This is a genomic window from uncultured Aliivibrio sp., assembly GCF_946479765.1.
GTDB lineage: Bacteria > Pseudomonadota > Gammaproteobacteria > Enterobacterales > Vibrionaceae > Aliivibrio.
This window is the reverse complement of the sequence record NZ_CAMLHO010000001.1, coordinates 96,549-108,862: the sequence shown is the minus strand read 5'-3', so window position 1 is coordinate 108,862 and position 12,314 is coordinate 96,549. Positions and strand designations below refer to the sequence as shown.

The 12,314-nt window shown below is 37.3% G+C and carries 12 protein-coding genes; 1 reads left to right on the top strand and 11 read right to left on the bottom strand.

Annotated elements, in window-relative coordinates:
* Nucleotides 1-78 precede the first annotated feature (78 nt).
* The gene (locus tag Q1K78_RS00510; protein ID WP_300173233.1) at nt 79-714 is read left to right on the top strand and encodes a bifunctional 4-hydroxy-2-oxoglutarate aldolase/2-dehydro-3-deoxy-phosphogluconate aldolase; all 636 of its coding nucleotides are present in this window, start codon (nt 79-81) and stop codon (nt 712-714) included.
* A gap of 126 nt (nt 715-840) precedes the next feature.
* On the opposite strand, the gene Q1K78_RS00505 is transcribed toward Q1K78_RS00510, so the two are convergent.
* From Q1K78_RS00505 to Q1K78_RS00455, 11 genes are all read right to left on the bottom strand, one after another.
* Nucleotides 841-1,293: a low molecular weight protein-tyrosine-phosphatase gene (locus Q1K78_RS00505; RefSeq protein ID WP_300173231.1), complete on the bottom strand. Its 453-nt coding sequence runs from the start codon at nt 1,291-1,293 to the stop codon at nt 841-843.
* Entirely contained in the window at nt 1,286-2,440 is a 1,155-nt protein-coding gene (locus tag Q1K78_RS00500; protein WP_366899235.1) for an O-antigen ligase family protein, read from the bottom strand. Before Q1K78_RS00500 ends, Q1K78_RS00505 begins: the two co-directional genes overlap by 8 nt.
* A gap of 373 nt (nt 2,441-2,813) precedes the next feature.
* A complete protein-coding gene (locus tag Q1K78_RS00495; RefSeq protein WP_300173226.1) occupies nt 2,814-3,275 on the bottom strand; it encodes a hypothetical protein in 462 nt (153 codons plus the stop codon).
* 97 nt (nt 3,276-3,372) lie between these two features.
* Nucleotides 3,373-3,768, bottom strand: coding sequence for a VanZ family protein (locus tag Q1K78_RS00490; RefSeq protein WP_300173224.1), 396 nt, complete (start codon nt 3,766-3,768; stop codon nt 3,373-3,375).
* Nucleotides 3,761-4,393: a hypothetical protein gene (locus Q1K78_RS00485; RefSeq protein WP_300173221.1), complete on the bottom strand. Its 633-nt coding sequence runs from the start codon at nt 4,391-4,393 to the stop codon at nt 3,761-3,763. Before Q1K78_RS00485 ends, Q1K78_RS00490 begins: the two co-directional genes overlap by 8 nt.
* 168 nt (nt 4,394-4,561) lie before the next feature.
* Nucleotides 4,562-6,727 (bottom strand): choice-of-anchor A family protein, encoded by a 2,166-nt coding sequence (locus tag Q1K78_RS00480; RefSeq protein ID WP_300173219.1) that lies wholly within the window; start codon nt 6,725-6,727, stop codon nt 4,562-4,564.
* A gap of 49 nt (nt 6,728-6,776) precedes the next feature.
* Nucleotides 6,777-7,541: a WecB/TagA/CpsF family glycosyltransferase gene (locus Q1K78_RS00475; RefSeq protein WP_300173216.1), complete on the bottom strand. Its 765-nt coding sequence runs from the start codon at nt 7,539-7,541 to the stop codon at nt 6,777-6,779.
* A 17-nt stretch (nt 7,542-7,558) separates the two neighbouring features.
* Nucleotides 7,559-8,746, bottom strand: coding sequence for an aspartate-semialdehyde dehydrogenase (locus Q1K78_RS00470; protein ID WP_300173214.1), 1,188 nt, complete (start codon nt 8,744-8,746; stop codon nt 7,559-7,561).
* Nucleotides 8,747-8,749: 3 nt separating this feature from the next.
* A complete protein-coding gene (locus Q1K78_RS00465; RefSeq protein ID WP_300173211.1) occupies nt 8,750-9,805 on the bottom strand; it encodes a glycosyltransferase family 4 protein in 1,056 nt (351 codons plus the stop codon).
* Between the two features lies 1 nt (nt 9,806).
* The gene (locus Q1K78_RS00460; RefSeq protein ID WP_300173208.1) at nt 9,807-10,943 is read right to left on the bottom strand and encodes a sugar-transfer associated ATP-grasp domain-containing protein; all 1,137 of its coding nucleotides are present in this window, start codon (nt 10,941-10,943) and stop codon (nt 9,807-9,809) included.
* Between the two features lie 7 nt (nt 10,944-10,950).
* Complete coding sequence (locus Q1K78_RS00455) at nt 10,951-12,282, bottom strand: phenylacetate--CoA ligase family protein (protein ID WP_300173206.1); 1,332 nt, start codon at nt 12,280-12,282, stop codon at nt 10,951-10,953.
* Nucleotides 12,283-12,314 lie beyond the last annotated feature (32 nt).

The window sequence follows — 12,314 nt, the reverse complement described above, 5'->3', positions numbered from 1 at the left end:
CTTTATCAGAGCTATTGAAATGAAATTAGCGTAAAATATCGGCGTCAATTAAACTGAGTAATAGAGAGCTAAAAGAATATGAGTTGGAACCTTTCGCCTTCAGACGTATTTAGTGCATCACCTGTTGTCCCTGTTATGGTTATCGAACAGCTGGAAGATGCAGTACCAATGGCTCAAGCTTTAGCTGCTGGTGGCATTAATGTATTTGAAGTTACATTACGAACGGCGGTTGCTCTAGAGGCAATTACAGCGATTCGTAAAGCCATGCCACAAGCATTGGTTGGTGCGGGTACGGTAATTAGTACTCAGCAATACGATCAAGCCGTAGAAGCCGGTGCTAAATTTATTATCTCTCCAGGTTTCACGCCAAGCTTATTAGCTCATGCAAAAACGGCTGATGTACCATTGATCCCCGGTGTAGCTACGCCATCAGAAGTCATTCGTGCGATTGAGTTAGGTTACACACATCTTAAGTTTTTCCCTGCGAGTGCATTTGGTGGCCCATCTGTTTTAAAAGCGATGGCAGCACCGTTACCGCAAGTTCAGTTTTGTCCTACTGGTGGCATTAATCCACAGAACGTTAATGATTACACAGCGTTAGAGTGCGTAGCGACGGTCGGTGGTTCTTGGATGTTACCAAAAGAGGCGATTGCTGCTAAAAATTGGGCTGAAATAACGAGATTGGCGAAAGAAGCGGTTGAGTTGATTAAGTAAGTTATTGAAAGATTAGAAACTATACGCTTCGCTAACTAGATATTATAAGAGCAAAAGAAGATTGCTTCTGCTCTTATAGAAGCGGAGCGTTCTAGTTTCTAGTTTCTAGTTTCTAGTTTCTAGTTTCTAGTTTCTAGTTTCTAGTTTCTGGCTCCAAGCATGACTTGCTCGGTTCAAGGTATTGAATAATAAATCAAATGCCTCTTTAGGTTTGTGGATAGGGTCGATTACCTCTCCCTGACCAATCCAATATCCGAGCAACATTGTTTTACTTCTAGACAAAGGAGCCAATTGAGCTACCTCTTCAATTTGTTCATGGGACATCACCAATATTAAATCAAAGTCATAGCAAAGTTCAGGTGTTAATTGGCGTGCCCTATGCCGTGAAATATCAACACCATTCTCATTACATACTTGCTGTGAATATGGGTGAGCACCCGCATTATTTAAATTACTTTTCGTGACAGAGATGCCCGCTGATTCAACAGTATTATTGGGAAGTTTTGCTTTTAATAAGACTTCTGCGATAGGGGATCGACAGATATTTCCTGTGCACACAACAAGGATACGGTTAAACATAAGAACGTCCACTTTCTAAATGTGAGTCTTCATTTTTTTGAACGCCTAATTGACCTACAGCCGGCAATACCGTCGTTGCATTGGCGAGAAATAATATCAAAATAAACGTAGCGGCATTAGCCATCGGTTGAAGATTGAAATCGACACTAATATGAATCAGCATACCTATAATTGTCATGATAGAGCCTAAGGCAATACCTTTCATCGTTCTGCTGTGTCGTGTTCTAATGCTCACTAATGCTCGCCAAAACGAATAAAGAACAATTGAGCCAAGGAGTAGGGTTGCAGGAATACCGGCTTCGACAATAAATTGAATGTAGTCGTTATGTGCATAGTCATAAAAACCGATATCAGCGTTTGAATACATAGGAAACACAGTATAAAAACTTGCCATTCCAGTTCCGGTGAATGGAAAATCTCGAATAATATCAAGTGACCAAATGACGACCTGGTCACGAGACTCTTCTGCTAATGATGTATCAATTAAACGTTGTTTCACTTTTTCTAGGCCAAACAAGGCCCCAACAATAATAGTATCGATGGCTATCACACTACCAACCAGCACGATCAGTGCGCGAGGTTTTTGTTTGTAAAAAAGTAATGCAATGATCCCTCCGATGGTTGTTGCAGCAAAAAAAGCCGTATTTCCCATTCTGGAACGAGTCATTACCAATGCAATAACCATGATAACTAGGCATAAACGAATATACATTTTTTGACTTAACATTCCTTCTAGTATCCGCCTGATAAATACAAACTGAGAGCCAGAAGGACTAGTATGAAGCTGAGCTACAATTAAGCCAAGGCCCATAGAAAGAGCCATCATAAGGTAATTAGCTAAATGATTTTTATAAACAAAAGAGCCCGTAGCAATGCCTTTTTCTGGGAATCCAAATATTGGACTTTCCGTCATATTTAATAGAACCATCATCGCAGCATAGAAGGCTTGTAAGGTTCCACTGACAACGATGATTAATACGACTTGTTTGATACGTTGACTGGAGTTAACTAAAAAAATCGCGTTGAGTACTAGTAGGGTGTAGCTCAACCCTCTAAGAAATGAGGTGAGCGTTATGCGAGAATCAAGAGAGATAAACCCTTCTTGGGCACCAACCAGCTGATATATTTCCGCACTTTTATGAGACAAAAATGTAAGTAACCCCCAAGGAAGCGGAAGAGTTTGGAAAAGAACCCATAACTGAAATAAAGCCAGACCAAACAATAGGAATTTATAATGCCTTACGAGCGTGAAGGGCAAATTTCCACGATAGGCAATAATCAGACTTATTGATTGTATGGCGATCCATATTTCAGCAATAGCCCAAGCCCAGGGCCGATTACTCCCAAGTGGGATCGGTAGCCAAATGATGAGAGCGAGTAGTGAATAAAATAAATATTTCTCAAGGGTAGGCATGTGGTAGCTCATTAATATAAAACGATAAAAAGCCCAACATACGCTGGGCTTTCATTATAGTATTAGCAATTTATTATTTGTGATTAGGCAATATATAAAGAATAACCTAGTTCGGGGAAATTACGCCGATACCACCACCACCTTGCCCTCCAACAGAAGGAGGAGAAGGCGGTGCGTTGTTAACTTCAACCGTTTGAACACCAGCCGCAGACGCTTCCGAAATTAGTGTCGGGTCTATTCCTGCCAATAGAGCAGCCAAGGTAATATCTTCATTACTTATTCCTGCATCACGAGCAATTTGTGCTATTTCTAGCGCTTTATTAGGCGCAGACCGCATTGCGGATTCAATGGCTTTTTGATTGTTTACAATGTATTGATTAAGCAGTACCGATAAAATATTAGGGGCAAGCTCGGGATAAGCTTGTAGAATATTTTGGTATATTAACTCGCTAGGGTTATTACCTAATTGTGATTTGATAAAATCGTGTTGCTCTTGCTTATTAAAAGCAAAGGTCAGTGATGAGAAAGCAATAGAAATAATGCTCAATATGGTCGCGGAAGTTTTCATAATATTCCCTTTAAATTAGTACTATTTCAGTGAGTAAAAAATTGATAATAGATATACAGAAAAAGTTTTAAATTAACTGTGTAAATGCACAATATTATTAGGATAAATTTTTTATATTTGATCTGAGCCGCAAAATTACATTAATAGTATAAGTTCCGGCCAGTACGCCAAATACGTTTACGAGCATGTCTAACCAAGAAAATTGTCGTAATGGAATAAAAAATTGAAGAGATTCATCTATTATCACCAATAGAACTAAGAGGATAGTTGTTGGAGGTAAGCCTAGGCATATATTATGTTTAGTAGCTAGACGACAAAAAGCCCCTAAGAGTAAAGATGCGCATAAATGTAGATAAATAGCGCCATTAATTGCGATTTCAACAGAATGTATTTCATTTCCTAATATACCTGATGATTTAAAAATAGAAGCACTGCCAAATAGAAAGATTAAAAGCATAAGAATAATGAAGGGTGTTTTATCTATCTTACCCACAAGCTTGCACCTTTAATTCATTGAATTTTAACATGTTACAAAGGCGTTGTTTACCTTTGGAATGAGCGATCATTTGGTTTAGTGAAGATCGATGACGCCAAATTTTAGTTATTTCGATAAGAGATTGAGAAGCCTTTATTTGGTGTGAAACCTCTCTATTTTGCCAGTGAGTAAACGTATTATCAATATAAAGTAAACGACTGGAAGGTGAATAAGGTCCAAATAGTATCGCTAACTGTTGATATTGATAAGCCTGCTGTGCATCTTTTGAGAGCTTAGCCAGTTCAACATAGGTATTTGACCATGTTGGTCTAATATGGCTACTCGCACTCAATAGAACTATTTCATGAGTTGATTCTAAATTTGTATTTTGAAGGTAAGAAACCCATTGGCTAAATAATACAAAACTATTCAATTGATGGGCAGATGTTGTTAGTGAACTAGGATTAGGTTCTCTGAATTTGGTATCATTTTCACGTACAGCAGGGGCTGAATAGTTAGAGAAATAATCCAATCTTGATTCTATTGCGTTGGTGATAAACACACTTTGTAAAGACAGATAGCCAGAACAAAGTAGTAACAAAGCAAATAAAAATGATATGGCACTTAGTAAATTAATTTTCATTGTTGTGTAATATTCTTTTTAACTTGAAATGTAAGAGTTTAAAAATATTAACTATAACCAATACTGAAGTTTACATTTCTAATTATGAATGTGAGATATTTTATAAATAGGAACGTAAATAAGTGATTGAGCTTGGCAGTAATATATTCCAAGCTCAATATGGTTAGTTTATTTTAGTGTGCTTGAGCGATAAGAGTTATTCAAAAGCCAACTTGGCTTCTCAATCAAGGGAATTTTCCCTTCTTGTGAAATATTTGTTTGGTGATAGGAGTGTTGATTCCAGATACGAGTAGCACCTTTCCATGGTTTTTTAGTTGAGGCTGATTCAAATACACGTACACCTGTATGAGTATTCCAGTTTGATGAGTAATCATTCGCGACAAAGATCAATTCGGCATTATCATCCCCTTCAAGATCGACAACAATAGGATATTCCCAAAGTGTTCCGGTAGAGTTTGCTGTTTCAAATAATGTCTTACCGGTTAGGGAATCCAAAATGGCTACTTTATTATGATCTTGATAAATAATTTCATCACGACCATCGCCATTGAAATCAAAGGCTGTTACGCCTATTTTACCGCTGCCAAAGTCATCAATTTCGATATCCCATACAAGATCACCATCGGCATTCAGCATCACTAACTTTTCATAGCCAGAATAAGCAATGCCAGGTTTACCCGCATCAAGGAAGGCACCAACAGCTTGAGCTCCACCACCATGAGCTGAGATGTTTCGTTTTTCCCATTTAACTGTGCCATCGTGCTCCAATACAGCGATAGAATGCGAAGTGGCAAATAAGCCAGGAATGGAAACAACGATTTCTGGTTGAGGATCTTGGTCGAGATTAGCGATTGAAGAGAACCATGCGACATCATGCCCCTCATATGACCAAAGTTTATTCCCAAAAGCATCATAAAGCATACCACTTGCGAAGATATTCTGAATACCATCTCCGTCTGCATCAAATACAGAGTAGTCAGGTTTAAATCCATTAAGAGTGTAAAGTAAGCCGGAAGAGTAGTTATAAACTGAGGTACCAGTTAGGATTTCAGCAACGCCATCGCCATCGAGATCGGCAATACTAATACTTCCTGTTGATTTATCATCTCTGGAGATAACTTTTTTTATCTCGCCTTCATTTGTGATGATGCGTATTTCGTTCGTTGCTTGATCTGACACAATTATATCAATTAAGCCATCATTATCTAAGTCAGCCAATGCAGGTGTATGGCGAGGGTCAGAGTAGACTGCGCCATTTTTATAATCCCAAAGCTCTTTACCATCAATACCACTAAGTGCTCTGACGATACCTGGTTTGGTATATTGACTTCCCTCAAAAGTAACCACAATCACATCTGCAACATCTGAGCTATCAATAATGCCATCGTTATTATCATCGTTTAACTGTGAAACAAGAGGGGTTCCCATTACCTGAGTATACTCAGGCATAAATTCGCTGCTTTGCCAGTGCCATTTTAACTCAGCGTTAATTGGGTCTGGTTCTATAGGGGAGTTTCCTATGAATGGAAGGTAACCTAAATACATAGAGCCTTTCCAACTGTTGGCAATAATGCCTACATTAGATGAGCCAGATGGAGCGTGTATATTGGACTTTGGAGCTAAAACAAGACCTTCAAGCGCAACACCTGAGATTTTTAATGAGGTAGCTTCATATAAGTTAAAGATAGTCTTTTGACGAAAAGGAATAAAATCAGCTAAGCTAATATTACTTAAAGGTTTGAAATTTGGTTTATTGCCACTAATGTTAATAATAATAGTCGCATTATCAGGTATACAGTTTAGTGCTAATGTGTGAGATTTTTCTAATTTATAACCATCTAGGTTAAATATTTGAATGTCGCTATTACAGTCACCATTTAAATATATACCTCCCCATTGGTAGGCGATGGTGCCAATATTTTCCTTTTGGCTTAATTGTAGTGAATAATCAAGACTACGTGTTTTTAACTGTTTAAAGTCAATAGGTAATTCTGAAGAGCCTTTAATCGTAGCATCATCAGCTAAACCTAAGTAAATATTTTTAGATACCTTAGATATATCGCCATTAACGATAATACTGCCTTGATATACGCGGCCATTTTTATATGATAAATCGCCACCAACAATTAATGAATAATCTTCAGCAGGAAAGTCAATATCATCATACATAATGCTGTAGCCATTCAAATCAGCATTATTACCAATGGCTAAAGGTCCCATATTTGCAGAGTGAGGAGAAGTGAAATCCTCAAAAACTAATGCACTGTATTCTGTGGTTATGGCGGAAGCATGAGAACTAAGCAGAACTAAGCTTGCACTAAGTATTTTTTTCATTTTCAATCCTTTAAATAAAAAAGTGATTAATCTAAGCTATTGCTATAAATCATTGATGAGAGGCGTAAGACGAGTTTTGTCTTTTCTTGCCTAGCTTGCTCTTTAGCAGTAGCCAAGCAAACGTAGAGTTGGTTACTAGATAGCGCTTCCACATGCGCCGTGGTTCCTGAATCACGCGATATAGCCATTCTAACCCTGCATTTTGCATCCATTTAGGAGCTCGGTTGACTTTTCCTGCTACGACATCAAAAGTACCGCCAACGCCCATTACAAAATCAACGCCTAATTTATCTTGCCATTTATTGATGAAATTTTCTTTTTTAGGGGAAGTAATAGCAACAAACAGCAATTTTGCCCCAGACTCGCGTATTTTGTTCACTACGGCTTCTTCATCATCCCAAAAATAACCATCATTAAAGCCTGCGACATTAAGATCTGGATATAACGATTTCACTTTTGTGGAGGTAGTTGTAACTACATCATCAGTTGCGCCTAATAGGAAAACTGGAAAGTCTCGTTTCGCACTCATTTTCAGTAACTCATGAAAGAGATCAACCCCAGCAACTCGCTCAGGAATATCGTGTCCTAAAAAACGCGCACCAAAGACCACTCCCATGCCATCAATATTAATCACATCACACGCTTTAACTGATTCAGCCAAAATCGGATCTTTTTGCATGTTGACGATTTTTGCAACATTAACAACGACATGTTGTAAAAAATAGCCTTGTGCGACTTGGTTTTCAATATGAGACACCGTCTCTTCCATTGTCGCTACATCCATTGGAGTGCCAAGAAATTCAATGCGTTTCATTATTGTTGATGTCCCTATTAATGATTATCAGATATCTGTGTGGTATCAGTGTGGCAATGTAAATAAGAAAATGAGTAGAACACCCAAGCTTGAGTCCATCGAATGTAGTCTACGTTATTGGTAAAAAATTTATTCTTTTGATAAATAAAGCGTTGTTGCTTAGGTAAATACAAGGTTTCAATCGAACGGTTGACAATTTTGTGTGCCATTGCGACATCTTCAGGTGTCTTCCCTACTTTTAGGAGAGTGAAGATCGCTTGAGAGACACAATGCATATCAAGAGGGTATTTATTAGTATTGTAATATTTAGCAGTACCATCGGCTTCAAATAGGTGCGTTTTATAGTATTGAAGTCCTTTCGTGATAGCATCATCAAAGTCGTTAATTTTCAGTGCATCACTTAATATTTGTAGAGCTTCCAAGTTATAACCTGTATGAAATCCATCAATAAATTGATGATGGTGGCGGGCACCATAAACCCAAGAGCCATCTGCTTGCTGCTCTTTTACTGACTGGGTTGCAACCGCTAATGCCAAGTATTTATAGTCGGTGTTGTTGGTCAGACTTGCTATTTTTGCTACCCAAGCTGCTCCCCATAAGCTCGCATTATGTACGAAGGCATCTTCATCTGGGATGTAAGCAAAATACGTTCTTCCATCTAATTCTTTATATAGTGTTTTCACGATAAAGTGAGCACTGTCTAACGCTGGATTGAGGTATTTATCTTGTTTTGTTACTTCACTTAATGCATATAACGCTTGAGATACATAAATGGTGGTTATGATGTTTGGTTTCCCTTTTGGAACAAAGAATGCACGCGCATTCCAATCAAAATGGTAACCCCAACAAGCGTGATCCCATACTGAATGGTCACCTTGCTGGGTAAGTAACCAATCCGCTAAATATATGGCTTCGGTTAAATGCGCTTGATCACCTGTCGACTTGTAGTTTTCAAGTAAACCTAAAATAAATAAGCCAATACCTTTTGGGTTACGTTTACGTTGAATTCCCAATATGGGACGTAAGTTGAATGGTAAGCGTTTGTGGATCTGTATCCACGCAAGACCGGTGATCCCTTTCTTTAAAGAGGGAAAAAGAGTGAAAATATGACTATTTAATCCATCGAAAGGGTCATATCCAGCATAGTCATTATTTGTGGCAGATAACTGCAATGCATTTGAGATTTTAATTAAACGACTATTCATTAGTTAGCTCTTAGATATTAATGATGTGTAGTATTCGGCCAGTTTTTTTGCGACGACGTGGACTTCAAAAGATTGGTGAAATTTTAATTTGGCATTACTTCCTAAGTATTCTCTTTTTTCTTTATCAGAAACAAGTTCATTTATAGCTGAGCAAATGCCATTTATATTTCCTGGGTCTACGAGTAAACCATGTACATGATCAGTAATGGCATCTTCAACAGAGCCTACGGGTGTGGTAATGACGGGCAAGCCGACGGACATCGCCTCTAAGATACTCATTGGCAACCCTTCTGCATAGCTAGGTAAGATGACAACGTCTGTTTTCGCTAATAACTCTTTTTTCTCGGTGTTATTGATCCAGCCTAAGAAGGAAACATTATTTTCAATCTTGAGTTCACGGCAACGTGATTTCAAATCATCGATATCACCATTACCTGCTACGAACAGTTTTGCATTTTCATGATCAGATTGAGAGAAGGCCTTTAGTAGATCATGAATTCCTTTTCTTTGAGATAATTCACCCATAAAGGTGAAATTACATGTGTTGTGGTTCATTTTTGAGATATCTAATTCAGGTACTGGATTAAAAAGAATATTCCACTTTTGGAGTGTTTTATCTTCGAATAATTGAGCCCCATTTGAGCCTAAACACAGCCGCAATGAACATAAGGAAAATATCGTTCTAATAACTTTTAATTGGAACTCGCTTTTTGAATTGAAATATTCTTCAACTTCAGCAGCATGACATTGATAGATTATTGGGGTATTGAATATTTTAAGCCATAGTAAGAAATAACTTTTCCTTAATAAACTTCCTTTTAGTGAGCCGTGTATATGGGCAACTTGAAAATTGCCTTTTAATAAAAAGAAAGGGAAGTATAGGCAGGAAATAAAAAAACTAAACCATTTGGATATGAGATTTTTTGGGTCGTTAGAGTGAAAGTAGTGAATATCGAAGTTAGTGTTCAAATATTCATTTTCCATAAATGTTGTTACGACGGTAGCAACACCTCCTTTCGCTAAATTGCTGACACTTATAACGAGTATTTTATTTTTCACTTTACATCCCTTTATAGTTATATATGTTCTGGTGATTTTTAGGGTCACCTTGTAAAAAAAAGTCTCTTACACCCCCAACGCTAGCTTGTGTGAGATCAATACCAAATAATGTATTGACTTCAATTATCTCAATGTCAGAATCTTTTACAGCTATATCCCAGCCTGATAGGTTTAATAAAGTTAATCTTTCAGCGGAATTAATAATATCATCTTTGATTTCGTCCCAATTTGGCATTTGGAATGATGAAAAATCGAATCCTGAATCAGGGTGATGAAAAAACTTTTCAGTTCCAATGCTATATGTTGCAAATGGCCTTAATGATTTACCTGTAGATAAGTCAACTCCTATCATAATACCGCCCAAAGAACCGTTATCAATTTCCTTTCCACCGACGCCCATTCGTAATGTTGCAGCAATAAGTTCAACCCGCCCGTCATCATGTCTAACGGTAATCGCTCGAATTGTGTTGACACTTTTATGGTAGATATTAGCTATATATGGATGCTGCTTAATCCCTGGTTCTATTACATAGTCTCCTTTAAGCGATGATAAATAATCATAATTGATGATTTTTCCATTAAAGAGGTAGCCTTCTCTCTGTTTTTTAGCAATAACAATGCCTTTACCGCCTCTTCCTAGTGCGGGTTTTATAAATAGCCTTTCGCACGATAATGAATTGAGAATATTATCGATGCTTTTTTTTGATAGCTCTTTATTGTTGATAGTAATTAGTTTATTTCCACTCTTTGCTATGATTACATTTGAATGTTTTAACCCTATTTCTTTAAAATATTGGGTCATTTTTATTTTATGTTCGACAATAGGAATAACGGAATTAACATTGTCATACTGTGGAACGATGACTTTATAAAAATAATAAGAAGGTATGTATTTTTTTATTTCTTCAGGTTCAAAGGTACTGCATTTTGAATAAAAATCGTGAGTGTAATATTGAGTCGGTATGCATCCCCAATAGTTTCGTAATTCTTTAAGTTCTTTGTTTATAGTTGATGATGTTTTTTTGTTTTTTGAGTATTTGAATCGTTTGATATTTATTATCATGCGTTCGTTTAATAGTAAGTGATAGTAAAACCGAATATGATCTAATAGCACATGTTTTATTTTTTTTAATTTCATATAGATCCTATAGTGTACAAATGGCTTGACGTGTCTTACCATTTTTTGTTTTTTGTATTTGATCGACAATAGTGACAAAGACATCCATTGATTTTCCTAATCTCTCTTTGGTATTTTCAATCAAAATGTGTTCTTGCTGTTGATCAAATAAACGACTATCGACAACGGCTTGTACTTCAATACGTTTTGGGTCATCTTGAATAAATTGTGTCGCAATAAGCCCGTCTACACCTTTTGGAATATGATTCAAAATATGCACTTTTTGTCCATCTTCTCCGATTAAGTAATCACCAATACGACCCTCAATTCGATCTATGATGGGGAATACTCGTCCACAAGGGCACGATGTTTTTTCTGAGAGATAAACATGATCACCTGTTCGATAACGAATGAGAGGTTGAAGGTCATTATTAAAATTAGTGCCGATAATTTCATGTCGTCCATCTCCTGCATCTACAAGTTCAACGTGAGAGTAATCGGTTAAGATATGATAATTACCATGCTCACAACTTCCTATGGCAGCTACACGCTCAAACAAACCATACCAATCAAAAACGACACAACCAAAGCGTTTTTCTACAAGTTTTTTATCTTCTTGGCTAAGAGATTCTGATGACGTTACGATGGACTTCAACTTATTTGGGTAATACTGGTCGTTTATTTCTAAGTGCTTAGCAAGAGTGACAATCGAGGATGGATAGGCTTGTATTATTTGCACTCCATGTGCAACCATTGCATCAATATAGCTTTGTAGATTGCTTGGTGCCATATGAAAAGAGGACAGCATTATCATATTTTCAAACCAAGAATAACGCCAAAACGGACCTTGCTTTTGTTCTAGAGGGACGATCATATCGCCACGGATCCACGCTCGTTTATCGCCAGATTCAAATCCTGCCCAGTTGAGGTGACGAGCAACAAAAGCTTGCTCTCGAATAACCGATGTCATATTTTGCTTAATAACAAGCGGAGTACCAGTGGTGCCACTTGTGGCTCCAGAAATAACAACACCATTATGATTATCGGCTAAGAAAGCATCCGCGCTATCTTTAATATCTACTTTATTTATTATAGGAAAATCCAGAAGCTCGCATTTTGATGACAGAATGAACTTTTTGTAAAAAGGAACATGTTTTGTCGCTTGTGTTAATGTGTGAGTTAGTTGGGCGCGAGCAAATGAATTCAATACCGACGTATCAAGATCATTTTTTTGTATTTCATCCAAAAGAGAGGCTTGATTTTTTCCTTCTCTTAAGATCTTTCTGATTAATGATCGGAGTGAAATAAGTTGGTTCTGGATAAAGACCGGAGAACGTTGATATAGGGAGTTAGTAAACATCAATAATAATCCTTTGGGTCTATATCTCGTTT

What these genes read in the sequence shown, in the direction of transcription:
- Q1K78_RS00470 (WP_300173214.1), bottom strand. Translation starts at nt 8,746, where the DNA reads ATGAATAGTCGTTTAATTAAAATCTCAAATGCATTGCAGTTATCTGCC.
- Q1K78_RS00485 (WP_300173221.1), bottom strand. Translation starts at nt 4,393, where the DNA reads ATGAAAATTAATTTACTAAGTGCCATATCATTTTTATTTGCTTTGTTA.
- Q1K78_RS00495 (WP_300173226.1), bottom strand. Translation starts at nt 3,275, where the DNA reads ATGAAAACTTCCGCGACCATATTGAGCATTATTTCTATTGCTTTCTCA.
- Q1K78_RS00480 (WP_300173219.1), bottom strand. Translation starts at nt 6,727, where the DNA reads ATGAAAAAAATACTTAGTGCAAGCTTAGTTCTGCTTAGTTCTCATGCT.
- Q1K78_RS00460 (WP_300173208.1), bottom strand. Translation starts at nt 10,943, where the DNA reads ATGAAATTAAAAAAAATAAAACATGTGCTATTAGATCATATTCGGTTT.
- Q1K78_RS00505 (WP_300173231.1), bottom strand. Translation starts at nt 1,293, where the DNA reads ATGTTTAACCGTATCCTTGTTGTGTGCACAGGAAATATCTGTCGATCC.
- Q1K78_RS00455 (WP_300173206.1), bottom strand. Translation starts at nt 12,282, where the DNA reads ATGTTTACTAACTCCCTATATCAACGTTCTCCGGTCTTTATCCAGAAC.
- Q1K78_RS00510 (WP_300173233.1), top strand. Translation starts at nt 79, where the DNA reads ATGAGTTGGAACCTTTCGCCTTCAGACGTATTTAGTGCATCACCTGTT.
- Q1K78_RS00475 (WP_300173216.1), bottom strand. Translation starts at nt 7,541, where the DNA reads ATGAAACGCATTGAATTTCTTGGCACTCCAATGGATGTAGCGACAATG.